Annotated in this window: 20 protein-coding genes; 15 read left to right on the top strand and 5 right to left on the bottom strand. The window is 63.4% G+C overall.

What is annotated here, in order from left to right; genetic code table 11:
- Positions 1-6: 6 nt before the first annotated feature.
- The 9 genes from Q0H23_RS07470 to Q0H23_RS07430 all read left to right on the top strand — a co-directional run bounded on the left by Q0H23_RS07470 (position 7) and on the right by Q0H23_RS07430 (position 9,841).
- Positions 7-930: an ATP-binding cassette domain-containing protein gene (locus tag Q0H23_RS07470; protein WP_293837124.1), complete on the top strand. Its 924-nt coding sequence runs from the start codon at positions 7-9 to the stop codon at positions 928-930.
- Positions 920-1,705, top strand: a complete 786-nt coding sequence (locus tag Q0H23_RS07465) for an energy-coupling factor transporter transmembrane protein EcfT (protein WP_293837121.1) — start codon at positions 920-922, stop codon at positions 1,703-1,705. Before Q0H23_RS07470 ends, Q0H23_RS07465 begins: the two co-directional genes overlap by 11 nt.
- 7 nt (positions 1,706-1,712) lie before the next feature.
- The gene (gene truA, locus Q0H23_RS07460; protein WP_293837118.1) at positions 1,713-2,588 is read left to right on the top strand and encodes a tRNA pseudouridine(38-40) synthase TruA; all 876 of its coding nucleotides are present in this window, start codon (positions 1,713-1,715) and stop codon (positions 2,586-2,588) included.
- 106 nt (positions 2,589-2,694) lie between these two features.
- A complete protein-coding gene (locus Q0H23_RS07455) occupies positions 2,695-3,450 on the top strand; it encodes a hypothetical protein (protein ID WP_293837115.1) in 756 nt (251 codons plus the stop codon).
- A 196-nt stretch (positions 3,451-3,646) separates the two neighbouring features.
- Positions 3,647-4,717 (top strand): glycosyltransferase, encoded by a 1,071-nt coding sequence (locus tag Q0H23_RS07450; protein WP_293837112.1) that lies wholly within the window; start codon positions 3,647-3,649, stop codon positions 4,715-4,717.
- Between the two features lie 270 nt (positions 4,718-4,987).
- The gene (argC, locus tag Q0H23_RS07445; protein ID WP_293837109.1) at positions 4,988-6,049 is read left to right on the top strand and encodes an N-acetyl-gamma-glutamyl-phosphate reductase; all 1,062 of its coding nucleotides are present in this window, start codon (positions 4,988-4,990) and stop codon (positions 6,047-6,049) included.
- 48 nt (positions 6,050-6,097) lie between these two features.
- Positions 6,098-7,381 carry a bifunctional glutamate N-acetyltransferase/amino-acid acetyltransferase ArgJ gene (gene argJ, locus Q0H23_RS07440; RefSeq protein ID WP_293837106.1) on the top strand — a complete coding sequence of 428 codons (1,284 nt, stop codon included), beginning with the start codon at positions 6,098-6,100 and terminating at the stop codon, positions 7,379-7,381.
- A 103-nt stretch (positions 7,382-7,484) separates the two neighbouring features.
- Positions 7,485-8,441: an acetylglutamate kinase gene (argB, locus tag Q0H23_RS07435; protein ID WP_293837104.1), complete on the top strand. Its 957-nt coding sequence runs from the start codon at positions 7,485-7,487 to the stop codon at positions 8,439-8,441.
- 140 nt (positions 8,442-8,581) lie between these two features.
- Positions 8,582-9,841, top strand: coding sequence for an aspartate aminotransferase family protein (locus tag Q0H23_RS07430; RefSeq protein WP_293837102.1), 1,260 nt, complete (start codon positions 8,582-8,584; stop codon positions 9,839-9,841).
- Positions 9,842-9,970: 129 nt separating this feature from the next.
- Here Q0H23_RS07430 and Q0H23_RS07425 read toward each other — a convergent pair whose 3' ends face one another.
- Together Q0H23_RS07425 and Q0H23_RS07420 are read right to left on the bottom strand one after the other, a co-directional pair.
- Positions 9,971-11,368 carry a VirD4-like conjugal transfer protein, CD1115 family gene (locus tag Q0H23_RS07425; RefSeq protein ID WP_293837099.1) on the bottom strand — a complete coding sequence of 466 codons (1,398 nt, stop codon included), beginning with the start codon at positions 11,366-11,368 and terminating at the stop codon, positions 9,971-9,973.
- A gap of 11 nt (positions 11,369-11,379) precedes the next feature.
- On the bottom strand, positions 11,380-11,973 hold the full coding sequence (locus tag Q0H23_RS07420) for a ClpP family protease (protein ID WP_293837097.1): 594 nt from the start codon (positions 11,971-11,973) through the stop codon (positions 11,380-11,382).
- A gap of 372 nt (positions 11,974-12,345) precedes the next feature.
- On the opposite strand from Q0H23_RS07420, the gene Q0H23_RS07415 reads away from it, so the two are divergent.
- Positions 12,346-13,425, top strand: coding sequence for a hypothetical protein (locus Q0H23_RS07415; protein ID WP_293837095.1), 1,080 nt, complete (start codon positions 12,346-12,348; stop codon positions 13,423-13,425).
- A 163-nt stretch (positions 13,426-13,588) separates the two neighbouring features.
- On the opposite strand, the gene Q0H23_RS07410 is transcribed toward Q0H23_RS07415, so the two are convergent.
- The 3 genes from Q0H23_RS07410 to Q0H23_RS07400 are packed head-to-tail and all read right to left on the bottom strand — an operon-like array spanning position 13,589 to position 17,496.
- Positions 13,589-15,187 (bottom strand): UDP-glucose--hexose-1-phosphate uridylyltransferase, encoded by a 1,599-nt coding sequence (locus Q0H23_RS07410; protein WP_293837093.1) that lies wholly within the window; start codon positions 15,185-15,187, stop codon positions 13,589-13,591.
- Positions 15,178-16,386, bottom strand: a complete 1,209-nt coding sequence (locus tag Q0H23_RS07405) for a galactokinase family protein (RefSeq protein ID WP_293837091.1) — start codon at positions 16,384-16,386, stop codon at positions 15,178-15,180. The genes Q0H23_RS07410 and Q0H23_RS07405 overlap by 10 nt, the downstream gene beginning before the upstream one ends.
- A 36-nt stretch (positions 16,387-16,422) precedes the next feature.
- Entirely contained in the window at positions 16,423-17,496 is a 1,074-nt protein-coding gene (locus Q0H23_RS07400) for an aldose epimerase family protein (protein ID WP_293837089.1), read from the bottom strand.
- A 231-nt stretch (positions 17,497-17,727) separates the two neighbouring features.
- Here Q0H23_RS07400 and Q0H23_RS07395 point away from each other — a divergent pair, with 231 nt between their 5' ends.
- From Q0H23_RS07395 to Q0H23_RS07375, 5 genes are all read left to right on the top strand, one after another.
- On the top strand, positions 17,728-18,768 hold the full coding sequence (locus tag Q0H23_RS07395; protein ID WP_293837146.1) for a LacI family DNA-binding transcriptional regulator: 1,041 nt from the start codon (positions 17,728-17,730) through the stop codon (positions 18,766-18,768).
- 382 nt (positions 18,769-19,150) lie between these two features.
- Positions 19,151-20,437: a substrate-binding domain-containing protein gene (locus Q0H23_RS07390; RefSeq protein WP_293837087.1), complete on the top strand. Its 1,287-nt coding sequence runs from the start codon at positions 19,151-19,153 to the stop codon at positions 20,435-20,437.
- Between the two features lie 123 nt (positions 20,438-20,560).
- Complete coding sequence (locus Q0H23_RS07385) at positions 20,561-22,069, top strand: sugar ABC transporter ATP-binding protein (RefSeq protein WP_293837085.1); 1,509 nt, start codon at positions 20,561-20,563, stop codon at positions 22,067-22,069.
- A gap of 19 nt (positions 22,070-22,088) precedes the next feature.
- Complete coding sequence (locus Q0H23_RS07380) at positions 22,089-23,744, top strand: galactoside ABC transporter permease (protein WP_293837083.1); 1,656 nt, start codon at positions 22,089-22,091, stop codon at positions 23,742-23,744.
- A 212-nt stretch (positions 23,745-23,956) separates the two neighbouring features.
- Positions 23,957-24,259 (top strand): PTS sugar transporter subunit IIB, encoded by a 303-nt coding sequence (locus Q0H23_RS07375; protein ID WP_293837081.1) that lies wholly within the window; start codon positions 23,957-23,959, stop codon positions 24,257-24,259.
- Positions 24,260-24,549 lie beyond the last annotated feature (290 nt).

The following is a 24,549-nucleotide window of genomic DNA, read 5'->3' as shown; positions in this document are numbered from 1 at the left end:
TCTCGTTTGTCGCCTGCCCTGGCCATGCTTGTTAAGGATGGGTGCGACTTAACTAGTTGTCGAGCGGCGTATCAGCTGGCTTCGTTCGCTCGCGAAGCCGGTCATGGCCATGAGCTGCTTGATTCTCTGCGCGTTGCTTCGAGGCGCGTGGCCTCATGCTCGGATGGCGAGGCCCCTTCTTCTTGCGGCTTGAACCTGCGGGATATCCAGCTCAATCTCGGAGGCGCTCAGATTCTTGATGACGTGAGCATCGGAATCCCGTCTCGGCATCTGACCCTTGTCATCGGTCCTTCGGGAGCGGGCAAGTCGACGCTCGCGCGCGTGGCGGCTGGCATTCTTGAGCCTGACGCGGGATCGGTCACGCTTCTGGGAAAGCCCGTCGTGCGGGGTGCCATTGGCCTTGCCTTCCAGCGACCCGAAGACCAGCTATTCCTAAATTCGGTGCTAGAAGATGTCGAATTTGGGCCTGTGAATCTTGGGGCATCGCGCGATGAGTCGCGCTGCCGTGCCCAGCGCTCTCTAAAGCTGCTCAAGGTGCCGGAGGACCTCTGGCCGAGGTCTCCATTCCAGCTGTCGGGCGGAGAGAAGCGTCGAGTGGCCATAGCGGGCGTCATTGCCATGAGTCCCGCCGCACTTGTCCTCGATGAGCCCACGGATGGGCTGGATGCGTCATGCAGGACGATCCTAATCAACGCCGTGCGCAACCTCGCGGACCAGGGACTGCCCGTCATTGTGGTGAGCCACGACGTGGGGGAGTGGGTGTACGCGGCGGATGACGTCGTGCTTCTCGAAGGGGGCAGAATCCGCTGGAGGGGTACGCCTTCGGAGCTCGCCTCGTCGTACGAGGTGCTTGAGCGCTGGGGCGTCGGGGTGCCTCTCGAGCTTGCCATGCTTGGCGAGCTCACGAGGGAGGACCAAGATGCGCGCTAGCACCCTGCTGGGATCCTATGTTCCCGGGCAAACGCCCGTCCACGGCCTAGACGCTCGCGTGAAGCTGCTCGCTCTCGTGGCGCTTGGCGTTGTCCTCTTTGCGTTGGAAGCGCCGTACGGCTTGGTGATGCCGGCGATTGCGGTGATAGGGGGCGCATTCTTGGCGGGATTGAGCGCGCGCGACATCCTGAGGACCCTGAGGCCATCGGCTCTGCTCCTCGCGTTTGGTCTGCTTGCCTGCGCCTTCGTGGCGGATGGGACGGCCGATATCGTTCTCGTTGGGCAATTCGGCATTAGCTGCCAGGGGGCCGCAAGGGGTCTATTCGCAGCCGTTCGCATTGTGGTGCTCATTGCGGGGTCGCTTGTCATGACGACCACGACTACGCCCTCTGAGGTGGCTGACGCCCTCTCTTCGCTGATGGCGCCGTTCGGCATCCTGGGGCTTCCCGTGGGAGACCTTGCGATGCTTGCGTCCGTCGCGCTTCGCTTCATACCACTTGCGGCGGAGGAGCTCGTGCGAATTCGCGACGCCCAGCGCGCGAGGGGCGTCGACTTTGCTGACGGCAACCCCGTCGTGCGCGTGCGACGATGGCTCTCCGTGCTCACGCCTCTGGTCGTGGCGCTCTTTCGTCGTGCGGAGGACCTCGCGGATGCCATGCGCGAGCGCGGCTACCGCGGCCACGGAAGAACGCGTCTCACACGCTCTCTTCGCCCGACTGATATCGTTGTCCTAGTCATCGTTCTCGCGGCGACGCTCGCCGCATGTATCGCGTAGGAGTTCTATGGAGTCACGATTCGACGTTGCCGAGCCCACCTTCAAGGCTCCCGAGCGCCCCTCGATTGCAGAGAGGGCGACAGACCCCGCCTCGCTTGATGGCACCCTCGTGCTTCGCCTGGGCTACCGCGGCGCGGAGTTCTCCGGGTTCGCGGCGCAGCCGGGGCGTCGTACGGTTGCGGGCGAGGTCGTGCGCGCTCTCGAGACGCTTCTCCGTAGGCCCGTGGAGCTAACTTGCGCAGGCCGTACGGATGCGGGCGTCCATGCTCTCGCCCAGTATGTGAGCGTGCCCCTGAGCGCCGCGGAGCTTGGGCTTGATGCAAGGCGCCTGTCCCATGGCCTCTCCGCCCTGCTCCCGGATGACATCTCGCCCTCTCAGCTTTATCGTGCCCCCGCGGGCTTCTCGGCACGCTTTGACGCCCGCTCGCGTAGCTACCGCTATCGCGTTGTCGCTGGCCAGACTCGACCGGTTCTCGCGTGGGATCATGCCTGGTGGCTGCGCTGCCCGCTTGACGCGGATGCGATGGATGAGGCCGCTCAGGCCCTTGTCGGAGAGCATGATTTCAAGAGCTTCTGCAAGGCGACGTCCGCCGAGGGTAAGCCTACGCATCGCTGTGTCATGAGCCTCGGGGTCCATGAGGAGGACGAGTGTGGCGAGCGCGTTATCTGCATAGACGTAGTGGGAAACGCTTTCCTCCACTCTATGGTGCGCACGATCACGGGGACCCTCGTTGAGGTGGGGCGAGGACAGCGTGATACGGAGTGGGTTGCCAGGGCGCTTGCGGCGTGCGACCGCAAGGCGGCGGGTCCCTGCGCTCCCGCGAAGGGCTTGACCTTCGTAGGGGTAGACTATCCGGAAGAATTGCTCGAACCCTGGGAGTAGCGTCGGGGTTCGGTCGTTATTTGAACGTCGCGCCGCCAGATGACGAGCTTGATGTGCCGTGCGCGATTTAACGCACGTCATTCCCTACGCGCGAAAGGAGACGGCTATGTACGAGAGGCCAGATGTCCCCAAGGACAGCCCGCATCGCAACCTCATCGTCGTCATCGTGTTGGTGGTCGTTGTCGTGGCGATCGGCGTGCTCGTGACCACGCTGTGGGACCTCGCAAACGCCAACTCGGTTCTCGGCAGCAATGACCTGGGCAGCGCCGTTGAGAGCACGATTCCCGCGGAGGAATCAATCTGGGACCAGGCTGAGGCGACGGGCCTCACTGCCACGGGCGACGAGATCGAGACCGTGCTGTTCGCCGTTGCGTCGGATGATTCTGAGGGCGCGCTTGGCACTGCGTACCTCGCGGTGCTCAATAACACCCAGGGGACGGCCAAGCTTCTTCAGTTCACCTCGGATGAGTGGATTCAGGCGGGGGAGGAGAACCTCTCCGTTGCGGATTGGTATGCCCAGAAGGGCGCTGCCGGTCTCGCCTCCGCCATCTCGGGCTCTGCCGTGGTACCTGTCTCCCACATCGTGGTCATGACGCAGGACGGTTGGGACTCCTTCATGTCAATCGCTTCGAAGGGCAGCTCCGCGCTCCAGAGCCAGTCTCGGAAGCTCATCAAGGGCATAACGCGGACGGATATGGACGCCATGGAGCTTGTCGATATCGCTCAGCGCGCGGTCACGAACGGCGCTTCTTCCGATTCGATCGCCGGCGTTGCGACGAACGAGGTTACGGATGAAGAGGGTGCGACGCGCTTGCAGGTCGACTCCGCGCAGCTCGCGCTTGCCGTAGGCACGCTCGCGTAGGCGGCTCTCGAAGCCAGTTGGGTGGCAGGCCAGCGTCCGGCGCTCGCCTTCAGCAATTATGCAGATTAACTGCGCTCACCGGGCCTCCACAGCCATACGCCCGTTCGATGGTAGTCTCTCGTGTGTGCATACATTGCCAACTCCGCGCGGTGCGCGCGGCATGTTAACGTGCGACAGAAGGGCAAAGATGGCTCACATGGAGAAGAGAGTCCCGAAGGTCTCGGTGATCATACCGGCCTATAACGTGGATCGCTTCATCGGTCGCGCCATCGAGAGCATTCAAAACCAGACGCTCAGGAACTTCGAGCTCATCATTGTGGACGATGGCTCGACTGATCGTACGGGTCAGATCGCCGATCGCCTGGCGGAGCGCGACATCCGCATTGACGTCATCCACACGGAAAACCAGGGCGCTGCCGCTGCGCGCAACGTCGCGCTCGACCGTGCTCGCGGCGAGTTCGTCCACTTCATCGATGGTGACGACTGGGCAGAGCCCACCATGCTCGCCGACCTCGTGAACATTGCTGAGGCGGATAGCCTCGACCTCGTTATCGCCGGCTTCTATATCGAGACCTACTATGGCGATGCCGACCAGCACACCACAGAGCTCAAGAGCCAGCCCTCTCGCGTGTATGCGAGCCAGGCGGAGTTCCGCGCCGGCGCGTGGAAGCTCTTTGACCAGAACCTCCTCTATACGCCGTGGAACAAGCTGTTCCGTCGCTCGTATCTCGAACGCATCGGTGCTCGCTTTAAGCCCACGTTCTGGGATGACTTCCCCTTCGTCCTCGATGTCATCCGCGACATCGAGCGCGTGGGTGTGACCGAGCGCGCCTACTACCACTTCATCCGTCTCCGCGCGGAGAGCGAGACGGCTCGCTGGCGTTCCAATATGTACGAGAAGCGCGAGGAGGAGCACGACTGGATGCTCGGCCTTTACGAGCACTGGGGCCTTTCTGGCGATTCCGCCAGCACCGAGATGGTGCAGCGTCGCTATATCGAGCGTCTCGTGGGCTGTATCGAAAACGTCTGCAACCCCAGTTGCACGCTTTCCTCTGCCGAGAAGCTCCGCCAGATCGACGAGATGATCAAGAGCGATCGCGCCCAGCTTGCGGTTTCCATCGCGGAGCCGCGCTCGAAGATGATGGGCGTGATGCTTGTGCCCATCCGCCGCAAAGACGCGCGCATGGCCCTCGCGGAGGGGCGGTTCATCTCTTTCGTGAAGCGTCACAACACGAAGCTCTTCGCGACGCTCAAGGCCAACCGCTAGACGGCGAGCCGTCCTGCGCAGACGAATTGCCTGGCCGAGAATGCCGGGCCGAGAAGCCCCCACGAGGCGGGGCACTCTGATGCCAGACGCGCGTCCGTTTGATTGCGATGCGAATAAACCGTGGCAGTAAACTCAATAATGTATGCAATATACAGCGAAATGCATAAAGTTACACGTTTATGCAAAATCGCGATAGATGGTTAGACCCTCGCGCTTTCGTAGGTCTATAATGGCGAGTCGTTGCACTCATAGCTTATGAGGGAGATTCGCATGTCATACAAAGTGGGAATCATCGGTGCCGCGGGATTTGCCGGAGCGGAGCTTGTGAGGCTCGTGCTCCAGCATCCCGAGTTCGAGCTTGCCGTCATCACCTCAAACGCCGACGCTGGCACTTCGCTCGCTGACGTCTATCCCGCGTTTGCGGGGGCGTCTGACCTCGTGTTCACCACGCACGACGACCCGGCGGTCAAGAGCTGTGACCTCGCCTTCCTCGCCGTGCCGCACACCGCCGCCATGGCTCAGGTTCCGGCGCTGCTTGACGCGGGCGTGACCGTGGTCGACCTCTCCGCTGACTACCGTCTGGCCGATAAGGACGTCTACGAGCAGTGGTATGGCGCCAAGCACACCTCGCCGGAGCTCCTCGCCACGCGCTCCTTCGGCCTACCCGAGCTCTTTGGCGAGGATATCGATCGCGCTCACGAGCTTCACGCCGCCGGCAAGCCGGCCCTCGTGGCCTGCGCTGGCTGCTATCCCACGGCGACCTCCATTGCCTCCGCGCCCGCCATTCGCGCCGGTTGGACCCAGGGCCTCGTTATCGTTGACGCCAAGAGCGGCGTCACCGGTGCCGGCAAGGGCTGCAATGCCAAGACGCACTTCTGCAACGCGGACGAGGACGTCCAGGCCTATAACGTTGGCAAGCACCGCCACACGCCCGAGATCGAGCAGATTCTCGGCAAGCCGGGCGAGGTCGTCTTCACGCCTCACCTCGTGCCCCAGCGCCGCGGCATCCTTTCGACCGTCTATCTTCAGCTCACGCCTGAGGCGGCGTCTATGAGCGTTGAGGAGATGGTCGACTACTACGCCGGCTTCTACGCTGGACGTCCGTTCGCGCAGGTGCTTCCCGCGGGCAAGCTTCCGCGTACCTCGAGCGTTACGGGCACGAACGTCTGTCAGGTGGGTCTCGCCAAGAACGAGCGCACGAACACCCTCGTGGCCATTGGCGCCATCGACAACCTCTGCAAGGGTGCCGCCGGCCAGGCCGTTCAGTGCGCGAATCTCGTCTTCGGCCTTGCCGAGGACGCTGGGCTCGTGCGTGTCGGCATGCCCGTCTAGCCGTACCAATCCCTTCTTTCGGGCGTGTGCCCGTCGATAGGAGACTTCATGCAAGACAACATCACGACAAAGCTCGCGGTTATCGCCGACGGTGGCGTCGCGAGTCCCGCGGGCGTCCACGCGGGTGGTATCCATGCCGGGTTCCGTAAGAACCCCGGCCGCCTCGACATGGCACTCGTGGAGGTTGACGAGCCGTGCTCCGCTGCCGGCGCCTTCACGACCAACAAGTTCTGCGCCGCTCCGGTGGCGGTCTCGCGCGCCCACCTCGGCGCGAGTGGCTGCGCTCCCGTGCGCGCGATCTGCATCAACTCCGGCAACGCCAACGCCGCGACGGGCGAGGAGGGCCTGGAGGTTGCCGAGGCCACCTGCAAGCTCGTGGCGGATACCCTCGGCTGCGAGCCGGGCGAGGTTCTCGTGGCGTCTACCGGCGTCATCGGCCAGCTTCTCGAGCTCGACCACTTCGAGACGGGTGTGCCCGAGCTTCACGCGCAGATTGCTGCCGCGGGTGACGAGGCGGCTCGCCAGGCCGGTGGCCATGATGCCGCTCGCGCCATCATGACGACCGACACCCACCCCAAGGAGTACGCCGTCTCCTACGAGGCGACGGGCGCCCTCGCTGGCCACACCGTGACCGTTGGTGGTATGTGCAAGGGCTCCGGCATGATCATGCCGAACATGGCCACGATGATCGCCATCATCACGACGGACGCCCCCGTGGCGCCCGAGGCGCTTCACGAGGTGCTTATCGACGTCGTGAAGGCCACGTTCAACAAGGTGACGGTCGACTCGGACACCTCCACCAATGACACCTGCATCGCGCTCGCCACGGGTGAAGCAGCCAAGGACGTCGCTCCCATCGAGCCGGGCACGCCGGAGGCCGCCGAGCTCGCGGTTGCCGTGAATGCCGTTTGCCAGCATCTCGCGCGCGAGATCGCCGCCGATGGCGAGGGCGCTTCGAAGCTCGTGACCGTTACGGTCGCCGGAGCCGCGACTGACGAGGATGCGGACACCTGCGCTCGCGCTATCGCCAACTCGCCGCTCGTGAAGACCGCCATCTATGGTCACGACTGCAACTGGGGCCGCATCGCGATGGCTCTCGGCAAGTGCGGCGTCGAGTTTGACCAGCGCGACGTCGACATCGACATCATGGGTATGCCCGTCTGCCGCGATGGCCTTACTGTCGCCTTCGACGAGGACGAGGCCCTCCGCCGCTTCGAGGAGCCCGAGATCACGATTTGGGCGGACCTCAAGGCCGGCACCTGCGAGACCACGGTCTGGACCTGCGATCTCACCCACGAGTACGTCAAGATCAACGGCGACTACCGCACGTAAACCTGAAAAAGGGACTGTCCCTTTTTCAGGTTCTCGAGGCGAGTTGACAAAGGGACTGTCCCTTTGTCAACTTTGCGCCGTTCGCACGAAGCAGGAGATGCGCATGAAGTACGCAACCGACACAAGCCATCGCGCCAAGGACACCGACGAGAGGACCGGTAACGTCCTTTTCGAGGCGCTTCCTTGGATTAAGAACATCACGGGCAAGACCGTCGTCATCAAGTACGGTGGCGCCGCCATGGTCGACGAGAAGCTCCGCGCCGACGTCATGAGCGATATCGTCCTGCTCAAGATCCTGGGCGTGAACGTCGTTATCGTCCATGGTGGTGGCAAGGCCATCAACCGCGCCTTCGAGGCCCTCAACTTCCCCGTTGAGTTCAAGAACGGCCAGCGCGTCACCACGCCTGCGGCGATGGATGTCGTCCGTCAGGTGCTCGTGGGCGAAGTCAACCAGGACCTGGTCGCGGCCATCAACCGCCATGGCAACCTCGCCGTTGGCGTCTCTGGCGCTGACGCCGGCACAATCATGTGCTCGACCCTCGATCCCGAGCTCGGCCGCGTGGGCAAGATTGAGCACGTTGACACCGCCTACCTCGAGAGCCTCATCAAGAACGAGTACATCCCCGTGGTCGCCACGGTGGGCGTGGACGAGGACGGCGGCTACTACAACATCAACGCCGACGTCGCTGCTGGCCACGTGGCCGCCGCCATCGGCGCGCAGAAGATCGTCTACCTCACTGACGTCGATGGCGTCTACGAGGACTTCTCCAACAAGGACACGCTCATCTCCAACATGAGCCTGCGTGAGATGGAGGAGATGCTCGCCTCCGGCATCGTGGACAAGGGCATGATCCCCAAGCTCCAGAGCTGCTGCTTCGCCCTGCGCGCGGGAGTCTTCCGCAGCCACGTCATCAACGGCAAGACCCCGCACTCCCTGCTCATCGAGCTGCTCACCGATAAGGGCATCGGCACGACGATGCACTCTACCGAGGAAGCGCTCGAGTATGACGCGCATCCGCTCGGGACGTTTGCAAGCAGGCTTTCGGTCAATAATCTGTAGTACGAGGCGCGGCGCCTCGCTATCGTCGTGGCCGCCGCGCACAAGGGCGAGCATCCTCTGCCGTCGAGGCGCGGACAATCGCGTATATGGGCATGGCGTCATAGCTTGAGACGCGTGACGCAACCCACGAAAGGAGCCCCATGTCTTTCGAAGAGGCCAAGAAGCTAGATGACGCGTACGTGATGCACACGTTCGGCCGCTCGCCGGTCGAGTTCGTGGGTGGCAGCGGTATGCGTCTCACTGATTCAGACGGCAAGGAGTATCTCGACTTCCTTGCCGGCATCGCCGTCAACTGCCTGGGTTACGGTCACCCCGCGCTCACGGGTGCCATCCAGGAGCAGGTCGACAAGCTCCTGCACGTCTCGAACTACTTCCAGATCGAGCACAGGGGAGAGGTCGCGCGTCGCATCTCCCAACTCGCGAATGCCGGTGCGGTCGCGCCCAAGGACGCGAGTCCCGACGCGCCTCAGCAGTGGCGCACCTTTTTTGGCAACTCTGGCGCCGAGGCCAACGAGTGCGCCATCAAGCTCGCTCGCCTCTGGGCGAAGCGCGGCGGCAACGGCGGCTTTGACATCGTCTGCCTCAACAAGAGCTTCCACGGCCGCACGATGGAGACCATTGCCGCGACGATGCAGGGCTGGGCTCAGGACCCGTTCCGCCCACTGCCGGGTGGCTTCATCGGCATCGATGCCAACGACGTCGACGCCCTTCGTGACGTCTTCGCCCAGAAGGGCTCTAGCATCGCCGCGGTGCTCCTCGAGCCCATTCAGGGCGAGTCCGGCGTTCACCCGATGACGCAGGAGTTCATGACCGAGGTGCGCGACCTAACGAGCGAGTATGGCGCCCTTATGATGTGCGACGAGGTCCAGACGGGCCTGTTCCGCACGGGTTGGGCGCTTGCCTTCCAGGCCTACGGAATCGTGCCCGACGTCTTCACCCTCGCCAAGGCCATCGCGGGCGGCGTGCCGATGGGCGCCTGCGTCGCCAAGGCGGAGATCAGTGAGGCCTTCCATGCCGGCGACCACGGCTCCACCTTTGGCGGCGGCCCGCTCGCCTGTGCTGCGGCGGACGCCGTGCTGACCGAGCTCACGGAGGGCACCGCTCCCGAGGGCAAGGAGGGCGAGGGTTACCTCGAGCATGTCCGCTCCGTTGGCGAGTACCTGGCGGAGCAGCTCGCCGGGCTGCCGCACGTTGTCGAGGTGCGCGGCAGCGGCCTCATCCAGGGAGCCGAGCTTGAGGCTGGCCTGCCCGACGCTCACGAGTTCGTCGCACGTGCGCTCGAGGCCGGCCTCGTGATCAACGCCACTGGTCCCACGACGCTGCGTCTCCTGCCGCCGCTTGTCTGCACGCGTGCGGATGTCGACGAGATGTGCAGCATCCTTCGCGAGCTTCTCGCCTAGCGGCGGCGCCCGGCGGCGATATCTGGCGGCGGCGCGCGCCGACGGCGCCCGGCGGCAGCGCATCGTGCCGGCACATAACGAATCCGAGGACGGTCCCGCGAGCGCTCGCTTGCGGGACCGTCCCGTTCTCTAGACCGTCGGCGTGAAGCCGTATTTCCCATACTCGGACGGGTCGATTTCCTCGAAGAAATCCTCGCCCCTCGCGTCCACCTCGAAGCCGCTTGCGAGCGTGAGCTGCTGGTAGGCGGGGTGTTCCTCGAGGTGATAGGCCTCGTCCATGACGCCGCGATGACCTCGCTCGAACAGCCACCACTGCCCAGACGGGGTTTCGAGCAGCGACGAGGCGGGCTTGTTGGCGCGAATGCTGAAGTAGCGTGCGGTCCTCTCGTCCTGGAAGGCGGTGACGAGCTGGCGGTCGCAGTTGCCGATGATCGAGTTTGCGTTGGCTTCGCCATAGCGCGCCTCGAGCTGGCTCACCGTCTGGCAGACGATCGTGCAGCTGATCTCGCGGCTGCGGATGACGGCGAGGGCGTCGTCGATGCCGGGAAGGTCGAGGTTCGCGAAGTCATCGAGGACGAGGCGCACGGGCATGTCCAGCCTGCCGGACGGATTGGCGTCCGCGGCGTCGCAGAGGCTCGAGATGGCCTGCTTCACGAAGAGGCTCGTGAGCGCGGCCAAGCTGTGGTCGAGATCGTCCATGGTGACGAACAGGGCACGGCGCTCGCGCCCGAAGGACGCGAAGTCGACCTGCTCGGGGTTCTGGAATGACCAGATCGCGCCCTTGTGTGAGAGCGGTAGGAGGTTGGCGGCGACGATGCCCGTGATGCTCGAGTGCATCTTCTCGGCGCCCTGCGTGGTCCTGCTGCGCCGGTAGAGCGCCGCGGCGTAGCTGCCGGGCTTCTCGCGTTCGAGGGCCTCGAACAGCTCCCGCTCCCTGCGGTCGCACATCGCCTCGAAGACGCGGATGACGCTCGAGAAGTTGCGGTCGTCGCGAGGCATCGCCTCGAAGACGTAGGCGATGAAGCACGCGAGGTAGTTGGACGCGGCGAGCGGCCAGAAGGGGTCGGTTTCGTGCTGCGAGGTGGGGCAGATCGCGCTGGCGATCGAGATGATGTCCGACTGGACGGGCTCGTCTTGGCACCAGCGGACGTGCGCGAGGGGATCGTAGCCGATCGAGTCGCTACAGGGGCTGGTGAAGTCGAGGCGGTCGACCTTGTAGCCGTTGAGGGCGAGGAACGGCGCCATCTCATGCCAGAGGCGGCCCTTGCCGTCGAGGACGATGTAGGAGCCCTGGCACTGCATGAGGTTGGGCTTCACGTGGTGGCGCGTCTTGCCGCCGCCGGAGCAGCCGAGCACCAGCACGTTGTTGTTGAGCCCGGAGGCCCAGGAGTCCGCGTTGGAGGAGTGGTGGCGCGTGAAGAGCAGCTCGCCGGCATAGGCGGAGCGGGGGTCATGGCCACCGGCCATGTTGTCCTTGCGGATGCCGCCGTTGGCGCGGGGGTTGTCGGAGATGTTCGTGTTGTACATGCGGCTCCCTTCTAGAGCGAGGTGATGATGCGGTCGGCGAGGCCGGCGTCGACGGCGGCCTCCGCCTCGAAATAGGTGTCTGACGCGGTGAGTGCGAAGACCTGCTCGAGCGTCATGCCCGTGTGGCGAGAGATGACCTCTGCCGTGATGTCGCGGATGCGCATGAGGTCGTCGGCGCGGGCCTTGACGGACAGGGCGCTGCCGCCGAGGCCTCCGCCGATGAGCGGGTCGTGGATCATGACGCGGCTGTGGGGCAGCATCTCGCGCTCATCGCCCGAGATGAACAGCAGTGCGGCCATGCTTGCCGCCATGCCGAGACAGACGGTGCGGATGGGGTAGCTCACCGCCTGCATGACGTCATAGAGCGCCAGTCCCGACTGAACCTCGCCGCCGGGGCTGTTGATGTAGAGCGTGACGGGAGCGTCTTGATCCTCTCGCTCGAGGAAGAGGAGGTTGCGGATGACGCCAGCGCACGAGCCTGCGTCGACCTGGCTGGTGAGCTCGAGCTCGCGGTTGGCGAGCATCTGGTCGCGAACGTCATAGCGCTCAAGGCCAGACGACGTCTCGCGGATGATCTGGGGACTGTAGACAAAGCTGGATTCCATGGGTGTCTCCCTGCTGAGGTCTGGGGCGGCGCGGCTGCGCGGCCTCGAGCAGTATGCGTCATGGCATGCCGCTCATGGTGGCGAGAATCCTCGTATATGGTTGTTGGAGCGGACCTCGCGTCATCTCAGAGGGGCCGACTTGCCCTTGCTCAACGCGGTTGGGTCAATGATGTGAACCCGGAGCCTTCGTCCGGGTGCTCGCCTTTGGCGGGCGTACGGGAGGATGATCCTATCCCGCTTGGTTCTTGTCGTCAAGCCTATTGCTCGTTCGTGACATTAAATCTCGGCCTATATGTGCTGGTACAAGACGCGAAGAGTGTGGCGCTTTGGTGCTAGCATGGGCCAAAAAGACATTGCGACGAGGAGGCGACCATGAGTCGAGAGAATCGTGATCGTGACGAATTCGGCGAACAGAGCGGGCGCATGCGCCTCGCGAACGTGCCCGAGGTGACGGAGATGGGTGACGCGCTGCGAGCGCCCCGTTCGGGCGGCGCGCCCTCGCCCTCTGCGCGAAAGGCCCTCTACGTCGCCCTTCTCGTCATTGTCGCCCTCGTCTTCGCATTTCCCGTGGCCGACGTCATGGGTTCGAAGGAGACGTACCGAGGGAGTATCGAGAAGCTCGATGCCAAGGCTCAGACGGTGACGGCGCTCGTCGGTACGACGACGGCGGCCTCTGTCGCCATCTCTGCGATTCCGGGCGACACAGGGATTCCCGTCGCGGACAAGCTGATGGATGTCGCAGCAGACTTCGCAATCGTGCTCGGGGCCATCTACCTCGAGAAATATATGCTAACGATATTTGGTCTCGCCGCTTGTCGCGTGGTGGTGCCGCTTGCGTGCGCGCTCGGCGTCGGCTACGTCCTCGTGCGCGAAGATGTGACGTGGCGTGCGGGCCTGCGTGCGTCGGCGGTCAAGCTCGCCCTTCTCGCGCTCGCCCTCACGCTTGTCGTGCCCGCGAGCGTGCAGGTCTCCAATATGATCGAGGAGACCTTCGAGTATGATGCCACCTCCGTTTCTTCCGAGACGGACGCCGGGGGCGCTGCGGACGCCGGGACTGCGGCTGCGGCGACTGAAAGTGCCGACGCCGCGGACGATGCTCAGACGAGTGACGGGGCCTCGTCCGCGTCGTCCGGCGAGGCGCCCGACGCCTCGACCGATCCCATCGGCGCGTTTGCCGCGTGGGCGGGTGGCCTCGGCGAGGATATCGGGTCTGCACTCAGCGGTGCTGGTACGGCCTTGAGCTCTGGGGTTACGGGCATCCTCGACACGGCGAAGGATTGGGTCGCTCGCCTCATAGAGGCATTCGCGGTCATGATTGTGACGAACTGCGTGATTCCCGTCGTCGTGCTGCTGTTCTTCGTCTGGATCATCAACGTGCTTATGGGTCTCAATATCGAACTGCCCGCTCGTCCGGGTGCGAGCCTCCTGCGCCGTTATCGCGCTCGTGGATAGGAGGCGTCGCCGCGCGGCTTGGGATGGCCACTGCGACGCCGGGCACTGTGGCCATTGCTGACGAGGCCGCAGCTGGAAATCCATCCTAAAGGAAAGGGCCGCCCCCGTTCGGGAGCGGCCCGGTGCCTTTCTGCGCGTCTATGTTTGCGGATAGGCGGCCCTGCTACAGGCTCCCGACGAAGCGTTCGCAGGCGGCACGGCCCTGCTCGTCCCACTTGAAGACGCCAGCGTTCTCGAGCACGTGGCCGAAGACGACGCCGACCTCCTCGTGCAGGATGTCGAGGGCGTTCTCGGGGGTAAGTTCATCGCCGCGGCGCGCGAACACGTCAGCGGCCCAATCGGCATGGCTCGCAGTGAGCTCGTCCGCGGAAAGGCCCGCCACGTCGCCCGCAAGTAGGTGCTCACGCACAGCCGCAAGCTCGGGAACGAGGCGCGGCGGAAGGATGGCAAGGCCCATGACCTCGATGAGGCCAATGTTCTCCTTCTTGATGTGGTGGTATTCCGCGTGGGGGTGGAACACGCCCAGCGGATGCTCCGCCGTGGTGATGTTGCAACGAAGGGCGAGGTAGACCTCATAGCCTTCGCCACCAACGTTGCCGTTCTCGTCAACGCGGCGGACCACGGGCGTCACGGTGTTGTGGCGCGTGCCGTCGGGGTCGTTGGCGATAATGCCCACGGACTCATCGGACCAGGCGCGCCACGCGTCGATGACGTGCGTGGCGGCATCGAGGAGCTCGTCCCTGCTGGCGCTGCGAAGGCGCAGCACGGAGAGGGGCCAGCGAAGCACGGCGCCGGTGACGCCGGGGAATCCATCCATCGTGAACTCGCCAACCACCTCGGCGCGCATCATCGGGAACTCGTGAGCGCCGCCCTGGAAGTGGTCGTGCGACAGGATGGAGCCACCGACGATCGGGAGGTCGGCGTTGGAGCCGATGAAGTAGCCCGGAACGGTGTCGACGAAATCGAGAAGGCAGGAGAGCGCGGTGCGGTCGATGTGCATCGGCCTGTGGTGGCAGCTCATCGCGATGCAGTGCTCGTTGAAGTAGGCGTAAGGGGAGTATTGGAGGCCCCAACGCTCGCCGCCAAGCGTGATGGGAATGATACGTAGGTTCTGGCGTGCGGGGTGCGCGCCGCCCGGGGCGCTCGCGGCGCGACCGGCGTAACCCTCGTTCTCGATGCAGAGCTGGCAGGCGGGGTACTTCTCGCCGGTGTTCTTGACGGTACCCGCAGCGGCGATCTCGCGCGGGTCCTTCTCGGGCTTGGAGAGGTTGATCGTGATCTCAAGGCCGCCCCAACCGGTGGGGGTGACCCACTCGATGTTGCGGGCTATGGCAGAGCGACGCACGTAGCCGGCATCGCAACACAGCTGGTAGAACCAGCCGGTGGCAGCCTTGGGTCCCTGCTCGCCGGCGAGGCGCCTGAACTCGGCGGCGACGGCGGCGGGCTTGGGCATGAGGAGCCCCATCACGCGGCATGCGGCGCGGTCGCGTCCGCTTGCCGTGTCGTCTGCCGTACCGTTGGCCACGGCGGCCTCGGCGATGATTGCCAAGGTGGCGTCGAGGTCGAACGTGGCGTCCTCTGCGGGCGTGCCTTCGGTAAGGACCCAGTCCACCTCGGGCGCGGGACCCTGGGCGCCGGCGCACTCGAGCATGGCGTTGTAGGACCACACGCGATCCTCCGCCTGCTCGAGGCCATGGGTTACGGAGTAGTCCACGAGCGCCTGGATCGCGTCGCGGAGAGTTGCGTCCTGCTCTACAGCCATGCCGCGAACGCCCCCTCGTCAGAGACCTTGTAGCGACGGCTTGAGCCGGAGCCGAGCCAGTAGTCCATGCGCTCGATGAACCCATCGACGAGGTCGAGCGGAACGAAGGCCTGGATGGTGCCGCCAAAGCCGCCGCCGTGGATGCGCACGGCACCGCGGCCGTTCAGGATGTGCTCGGCAAGGCCGAGGGCGTACATGGCGGGCTGCTCGCGGCCAAGCTCGGCTACGACGTTCTGCAGGTACATTGCGGAGCTGGCGCCGCTCGCGCGCGTCAGCGAGAGGAACGCGTCGATGTTCGCGGATTGCAGCGCCTCCCAGCGGCGGTCGACAAGGTCGTTCTCATACCAATAGTGGATGCAGCGGAGAACGGCGCGATCGCCAAACTCCTCGCGAAGGGCGGGGACGTCGCGGTCGAAGTCGGTCCTGTTGACCTCGCACAGGCGCGCGTGGCCGAGCTTGGCCGCGATGGCCTGCATCTCGCCCGGGACGGCGGCGTAGTCATCGGTGGAGGCGGCGTGGTCCGCGCCGACCTTCACGAGTACCAGGGCGTGGCCGTACTTCTCGAAGTCGAGCTCGAGCTTCTGCGTCTTGGGGTTGGCGGAGTCCTCGAAGTCCATGAAGGCGAGGCCGCCCAGGCAGACGGCGGCCTGGTCCATGAGGCCGCAGGGCTTGCCGTAGTAGTTGTTCTCGGTGCGCTGGCTCATCTGCGCGAGGGCGACGGGCTCGGCGGGGGTGACGCCCCAGAGGGCCTCCATCGCGCGGCCAAAGGCGCCTTCGACGGCGGCGGAGCTGGAGAGGCCGCCGCCCGAGGGGACGGTGCAGGTCATCGCGAGGTCGAAGCCCACGGGCGTACCACCGTTCGCGGCGACCTCGTGGGCCATGCCGCGCACGAGACTCGCGGTGGTTCCCTCCTCGTCCTCGACGACATCGAGCGTGTCGAGGTTGACCTCGATGAGGGGATAGCCCTCGGAGGCGACGCGCACGGTGTTGGTGCCGTTGGGGCGGGCGAGGCCGTCGACCGCCACGTCGAGCGCGGCGGCGATGACGTGGCCACCCTCGTGGTCCGTGTGGTTGCCCGAAATCTCGGAGCGACCGGGTGCGTGGACATGGAGGACGCGCCCGTCGCCAACGGGGCCGAAGGCGTCTTCGAATAGCTCGGTGAGGTGCGAGAGGAGCTCGGGACAGATACTGTCGCTCATGGATGGTCCTTTCTCGAGGCGCATACGCGTCGGTAATTACCTGTTGGCGAAGCGATAGACGATGGTCTGCTCGTAGGGCTGTCCTGGCTTGCAGACGGGGTGCTCCCAGTCATCGTGATGCATGTTGTCGGGCCAGAACTCGGGCTCGAAGGCGAAGCCGCAACGGGGCGTGTACGTGGCGCCGTCCTTGGCGTCTGTGTCATCAAGCCAGTTGCCTGTGTAGAGGTGCGCGCCCGGCGTCGTGATTGAGATGTCGAGCACGCGGCCGCTCGCGGGGTCCTCGGCATGAAGCGCGTGACGCGGCACGCTCGTGCCGTCATAGCCGTCGACGCAGAGGCAGTGGTCATAGCCGCGACCCTGGGCGAGCTGCTCGTTCTCGAGCTCGATGTCGCGGCCGAGCTCCTTGGCCTGCCTGAAGTCAAACGGAGTGCCGGCGACATCGGCGACCTCGCCCAGAGAGACGTTGTCTGAGCGAAGGGGTAGGTAATGGCTGGCGTTCACGCTGACCAGCTGGTTCAAGACGAGGCCGGAGGCGTGGCCGGCGAGGTTCCAATAGGTGTGGTTGGTCATGTTCACAAACGTGGGAGCGTCAGACTCACACCTATAGTGCAGGGTGAGCGCCACGCCGCCCTCGGGCGAGGGGGCAAGCGCGTATGTCGCGGTGATCCATCGGTTGCCGGGAAGACCGTAGTCGCCGTCCACGAGCGTTATGGAGAAGGTGACGGAGGAATCATCCTCCGCGGGCTCGGCGTTCCAGACGCGCTTGTGCAGGCCGTCCGCAAGATTGGTGTGGAGGTTGTTGCGGGAGTCCGGGCCGTCGTTCTTGGGCATCTGGTACGTGGCCTCGCCAATGGTGACCTGGCCGAGGTCCGTGCGATTGGCGGAGGGGCCTACGGTCGCGCCGTAGCAGGCGGGGTTATCGAAGTAGCCGTCGAGCCTGTCGAACCCGAGGACGATGTCCTCCGCCGCGCCGTCCCTGTTGGGCGCGCTGAGGGAGAGGAGGGTTGCCCCGAAGTCCATGACGCGGGCGGTGACGCCATCGCAGGAGAGCTCATATGAACTCACGGGGGTGCCGTCCGGGGCTTTCCCAAGGAACTCGATGTTTGCCATGATGTGCCTCTCGCACTCGCATTTACGTGTCCTGACTGCCGTTCGGCGAGTAATCGGGACACTTCACTCGAATAATGTTAACGTACTCATAAGGAATTTGCCGAACCAGCCCCCATTCCCGCAATCGGCCATAATTGCCCTGTGAGCGGCGTGGGGGCTTGTCCGCCCTGTGTCTGGGGCGGGTCGGCCGTTGCCCAACGAATCTGGCGGGACCGGGAGGCGAGCGGCGTGATGCGCAGTGAAGACAACGAGACCAAGGCGGTGACGGCTGGGCGCACCGTCTCGATGGTTGATGTGGCGCGCCTCGCGGGCGTATCGCAGCAGACGGTCTCTCGCGTGGCGAACAACATGCCCAATGTCAGCGAGAGGACGCGCAAGCGCGTTCAGGAGGCTATGGACCAGCTTGGCTTCCGCGTGAGCTATGCGGGTCGTTCGCTCAGGGACGGCAGGTACCATTCCGTTGGCTTCTGCGTGAACGACATCACGGAGTTCGGCAACCTCTCTATGCTTGACGGAATCACCGCCGCCGCGCGAGACCGCGGTTACGCCGTCACGCTTATGGAAATTAGCAAGAACCAGAACTTTAGCCTCGAAGAGGCCACGCGCGCGATGTCTGCGCTGCCTGTCGATGGCGTCATCTTCGGCATGAGCCGTCTCGCGCCAGACTTCGAGGAGTTCACGCCGCTTGCGGGTCTTCCTTCGGTGATTGTCTCCATGTATGCGCACCCACGCTGTACGACGGTCGACTCTGACCAGTATCGTTGCGCCCTTACGCTCATGGAGCATCTCTTCTCGTATGGCCACCGTGAGATTCGCTATGTTGCCGGCCCCGAGTTCTCCGTGGACGAAGTTTTTCGCCAGGCTGGTTGGAGGGACGCCCTCCAGGAGAGGGGACTCGCCGTGGTCGAGCCCACGCGTGGAGACTGGTCTGCGAATAGCGGCTATGAGGCGGCATGCCAAATGCTCGAGCATGACCATGACTTCACGGCGGTCTTCGCCGCGAACGACCAAATGGCAAATGGCGTCATCTGTGCCCTGCGCGGTCACGGGTTGCGTGTTCCGGAGGACGTGAGCGTCGTCGGCGTCGATGACTCGCTTGTGGACTATGTGCCCAACTGCCAGCTCACTACCGTGCGCTTCGACATGAGCGAGCGTGGACGCACCGCCTTTGAGCATGCCGTGCCGGAGGATCCGGCAAACAATCAGGTCGTTGCCGTGCGCATTCCCGGCAAGCTTATCGAGCGTGGCTCCGTTGCCCGAGCGAGGGCATAGTGTAGACATTGTGTCGTCAGGCGCCCTCGCTTCCCAAGCAGGTCCTTGAGAACCTCAGGGCCCTCAATGGGGGCGTGGAGTGCGGAAGAGCTCGCACGTGTTGACAAGGCGGCTTTTTGCGGGAATCCCAAAGCTGAAAACTAAGGACCTACCTGCACGCTCGTAGTGCCACTCGCGGCGCAAAATTCGACCGTTCGGCAACAATCCGAGCCTCGCTGAGTTGTGCGTGCAACAAGAATGTTAACGTACTCACATGAAATGGCGACTCAGGAGTGGTCAACTTTTATTTCCAATGCGTTACTCTTGAGTCCGGAGCGGGAGAATTCCCGCCAACCGTCAAAAGGCGCGCGAATCGCGCGCTAAAAAGGAAAGGGAGATCGTTATGGCAATGTCTCGTCGTAAGTTCCTCCAGGTCTGTGGTCTTGGCCTGACCACCGTCGCTGCTGGCAGCCTCGTTGGCTGCGGCGGCTCTGACAACGGCGCCGCCACCACGGCCGCTGCTGGCGGAGATGTCGCCAACAAGGATAAGCCGGTCGTTTTCTTCAACCGCCAGCCGTCCAACAGCTCCACCGGTGAGCTCGACATGACCACGCTCAACTGGAACGCCAACACCTACTACGTCGGCTTCGACGCCAACCAGGGCGGCGAGCTCGAGGGTCAGATGGTCGTTGACTACATCAAGGAGCACATCGACACCATCGACCGCAACGGCGACGGCATCATCGGCTACGTCCTTGCCATCGGTGATGTGGGCCACAACGACTCCATCGCCCGTACCCGTGGCTGCCGCAAGGCTCTCGGCACCGCTGTCGAGAAGGACGGCGCTATCGTCTCCGAGGCCGCCGGCACCAACGTCGACGGTTCCGCTTCCGTCGTCAAGGACGGCGAGCTCGAGGTTAACGGCAAGAAGTACATCGTCCGCGAGCTCGCCTCGCAGGAGATGAAGAACTCCGCCGGCGCCACCTGGGATGCTGCTACCGCTGGCAACGCCCTGGGCTCCTGGGCCACCTCCTTCGGTGACCAGATCGACGTCATCGTCTCCAACAATGACGGCATGGGCATGGCCATGTTCAACGCCTGGTCCAAGGAGAACAAGGTCCCGACCTTCGGCTACGACGCCAACTCTGACGCTGTCGCCGCCATCGCCGAGGGCTACGCCGGCACCATCTCCCAGAACCCGGCCGTTCAGGCTTACCTGACCCTCCGCCTGCTCCGCAACTCCCTTGACGGCGTTGACATCAACACGGGCATCTCCACGGCCGACGACGCCGGCAACGTCCTTGCCGAGGCCGACTACAAGTACAGCGAGGAGGATCGCTCCTACTACGCGATGAACCTCGCCGTCACTGCCGAGAACGCCGACAAGTTCGCCGACGCCACCGCTCTGTATGACGGCGCCCAGGCTCAGCTTGACTCCTCCAAGAGTCCGGAGAAGAATGTCTGGCTCGACATCTACAACGCGGCCGACAACTTCCTGTCCGCCACCTACCAGCCGCTCCTCCAGAAGTACGACAAGCTCCTCAACCTCAAGGTTGACTACATCGGTGGCGACGGCCAGACCGAGTCCAACATCACGAACCGCCTCGGCAACCCGGGCGAGTACGACGCCTTCGCCATCAACATGGTGAAGACCGACAACGGCTCCTCCTACACCTCGCTCCTGGCGTAGGTCTAGCTATCGTCCAGCTTTAACGTTGGCGCTGGGCCGGGGAGGGGCAGGTCCTCTTCCCGGCCTTTTCCCGATAAGGGATGAGTACGTTATCAATTTCTAGGGGTAAAGAGGGGTGATCAAATGGCGGATGAGCAAGAGGACTACGTCCTGCAAATCAAAGGGATGAGCAAGTCGTTCGGCCGTAACAGGGTCCTCGATCACATCAACCTCAATGTGCGTCGTGGCACCGTGATGGGGCTCATGGGCGAGAACGGCGCAGGCAAATCCACCATGATGAAGTGCCTGTTTGGCACTTACCAGAAGGACGAGGGTGACATCATCCTCGACGGCAGGGAGGTGAGCTTCTCCGGTCCTAAGGACGCGCTCGAGAACGGCGTGGCCATGGTCCACCAGGAGCTCAACCAGTGCCTCGAGCGCAACGTGGTAGACAACCTGTTCCTGGGTCGCTATCCCGTTAACGGCGCCGGCATCATCGACGAGGCCCGCATGAAGAAGGAGGCCTCGGACCTGTTCCGTCGCCTCGGCATGACGGTCAACCTTACCCAGCCGATGAAGAACATGAGTGTCTCGCAGCGCCAGATGTGTGAGATCGCGAAGGCAATCTCGTATAACGCCAAGGTCATCGTGCTCGACGAGCCCACTTCGTCGCTGATGGCTCAGGAGGTCGAGAAGCTTTTCCAGATGATGCGCATGCTTAAAAGCCAGGGCATTGCGCTCGTCTACATCTCCCACAAGATGGACGAGATCTTCGAGATCTGTGATGACATCTCCGTGCTCCGTGACGGCAACCTCGTCATGACGAAGCACACCTCAGACACGAATATGAACGAGCTCATCTCGGCCATGGTCGGCCGCTCGCTTGAGAACCGCTTCCCGCCGGTCGACAACGAGCCCGGCGAGCCGATCCTCTCGATCCAGCACCTGTCCACCAAGTTCGAGCCGCACCTGCAGGACATCACCTTCGATGTTCGCAAGGGCGAGATCTTTGGTCTGTATGGTCTGGTGGGCGCCGGCCGAACCGAGTTGCTCGAAACGATTTTTGGCGTGCGTACGCGTGCTGCCGGTCGCGTCTATTTCCGCGATCGCCTTATGAACTTCAACAACGCGCGCGACGCCATGGAACACGGGTTTGCCCTCATCACCGAGGAGCGTAAGGCCAACGGCCTGTTCCTCAAGGGCGACCTGACGTTCAACACCACCATCGCCAATCTCAACCAGTACAAGAGCGGTGTTGCGCTCTCGACGGACAAGATGGTCCGTGCGACCGCCAAAGAGATCAAGACGATGAACACCAAGTGCATGGGCCCCGACGACCTCATCTCGTCGCTTTCGGGCGGCAACCAGCAGAAGGTCATCTTCGGCAAGTGGCTCGAGCGTGGGCCGCAGGTCTTTATGATGGACGAGCCCACGCGCGGCATCGACGTTGGTGCGAAGTATGAGATTTACGAGCTGATTATCAAGATGGCCAAGCAGGGCAAGACGATCATCGTGGTCTCTTCTGAGATGCCAGAGATCCTCGGCATTACCAACCGCATCGGCGTCATGTCCAACGGCCGACTTTCCGGCATCGTGAACACGTCCGAGACCAACCAGGAAGAGCTTCTGCGCCTGAGCGCCAAGTACCTGTAACAGGAGGGAGTCTGATCATATGGCCGCACCCAGCGGAAAGATTCTCTCGATCGACGATGAGGCAAAACTCATCCAGCCGATCGATGAGTATGTAAGCACTATCCAGAGCAAGGTCGACGAGCTCCGTGCCGAGGGCACGACGAAGGTCGTCACCCTTCAGACCAGCATCGACGTCACCAAGTCCGATCGCGTCCTCACCAAGGCCGAGCGCGACGAGGCCATCGCCGAGTACAGGGCCGAGATGGAGAAGGCCAAGAAGGTCGAGGCCGCCAACAAGCCCGAGGTCGACAAGCTCATCGCCGACGCCGAGGCATATCTCAAGCAGCACTTCGACTCCGAGTACTACGAGCCCGTCAAGGCCAGCTGCGCCGCGCAGAAGGTCGAGGCCAAGGCCAAGTACGAGAAGGCGCTCGCCGACCTAGCCGAGGAGCACAAGCAGACCCTCGCCGGTCTCTCTGATTCCAGGGAGGTCAAGGAGGAGAACTACATCTACAAGAACCGTCAGTTCGACGCCAAGGTGACCTACACCACCGAGCTGCAGCAGATCAAGGATCGCCAGCACGAGGCCTTCGCCTATGAGTATCACCTCATCGACATGCTGCGCATGGGCAAGTTCACCTTCGCTGAGAAGCAGGCGCAGAAGCGCGAGAACTACCTCTACACGTTCAACACGCGCAACTTCTTCCTGAAGAACGGCCTGTACATCGTCATTCTTCTCGTGTTCATCGGCCTGTGCATCGCCGCCCCGATCGTTAAGGGCACGCAGCTGCTCACCTACCAGAACGTCCTTAACATCCTGCAGCAGGCCTCGCCGCGCATGTTCTACGCCCTTGGCGTCGCCGGTCTGATCCTGCTTACGGGCACTGACCTTTCGATTGGCCGTATGGTCGGTATGGGCATGACCGCCTCGACGATCATCATGCACCAGGGCATCAACACGGGTTCGGTCTTTGGTGTCGTCTTCGACTTCACCTCGGTCCCCCTTGTTCCGCGTGCGCTTCTGGCCCTCGTCGTCTGCATCTGCCTGACGACGATGTTCACGACCATCGCCGGCTTCTTCACGGCGCGCTTCAAGATGCACCCGTTCATCTCCACGATGGCCAACATGCTCATCATCTTTGGTCTCGTGACCTATGCCACCAAGGGTGTTTCCTTCGGTGCCATTGAGGGTGCCATCCCGGGCATCTTCATCCCGAAGGTTAACGGCTTCCCGACGATCATTCTCTGGGCCGCCCTCGCCGTCGCGATCGTTTGGTTCATCTGGAACAAGACGACGTTCGGCAAGAACCTCTACGCCGTGGGTGGCAACCCCGAGGCCGCTGCCGTCTCCGGCATCTCCGTCTTCGGCGTCACCATCGGTGCCTTCGTGCTCGCCGGCATCCTCTACGGCTTCGGCGACTGGCTCGAGTGCATGCGCATGGTCGGTTCTGGCTCCGCCGCTTATGGTCAGGGTTGGGACATGGACGCCATCGCGGCCTGCGTGGTCGGCGGAGTTTCCTTCACCGGCGGCATCGGCAAGATTTCGGGCGTCACGGTCGGCGTGCTGATCTTCACCGCGCTTACCTACTCCCTCACCATTCTGGGCATCGACACCAACCTGCAGTTCGTGTTCTCCGGCATCATCATCCTCACCGCCGTCACGCTCGACTGCCTCAAGTACGTCCAGAAGAAGTAGTCCCCCCTCGGCTCCCGCTCGAATGGCTTGCGGGCGGGAGCCACCCCTTTTGCTTCGCTTGGCCCGTGATTGGAAGTCGTCCTTGTGCGATACATAGGACGAGCGGGCAAGGCGCGCCTCGTCGCGTTTGTACGGATCATGCGGAAGCGCGCCCTATCGACCTCGCATGGCATGTGAATCGTATTCCCGCCTCAGAGACGGAAGGCATGGTCATGAAGAAGATCGTTCTATGCTGCACTCTTAGCGTTACCTCGAGCGTCATTGCCGCCAAGATGCGTGCGCTCGTCGAGGGGCGCAACCTTGATGTCGACGTCAAGTCGATGCCAGTCGGCGAGGCCGTAGATCACGTGGAGGACGCTGACGTGATTATGCTGTCTCCCGCGGTTGATTTCGCGAAGGCGGCGTTTGAAGAGGCGGGCGCTAAGAAGGTCGTTACCATCGCTCCGGATGAGTACCAGCCTCAGCATGCGGCCCTGCTCCTCGACATGGGGCTTGCCGCTCTCGGTAGTTGTTAGCGTCACCTGGCTTGAGCCATGTTCCCCTTCCTGGCATCGCTTGAGGCCAGTTGCTACATACGCGCCCGTGCAACCTCCCTGCACGGGTGCTTTTTGCGTTTTGAGGTGGGCGTGGCTCGAGTGGCTACTTGCGTCGCATGCGCTTGCGAGTGGCTAGTCATGTCGCTTGCATGGGATAAGAGGACGGGCCGCTCCGCTGGGAGCGACCCGTCCTTTGCTTCAAGACTTTAGTCTGCTGGCCGCGCAGCGGCCAGCTTTAAACCACCCGCTATGCGGGTGGAGACAAACGG

Source organism: uncultured Parolsenella sp., from assembly GCF_934660935.1.
Lineage (GTDB): Bacteria > Actinomycetota > Coriobacteriia > Coriobacteriales > Atopobiaceae > Parolsenella.
The sequence above is the reverse complement of the archived record's forward strand: the minus strand, read 5'-3'. Positions and strand labels throughout refer to the sequence as shown.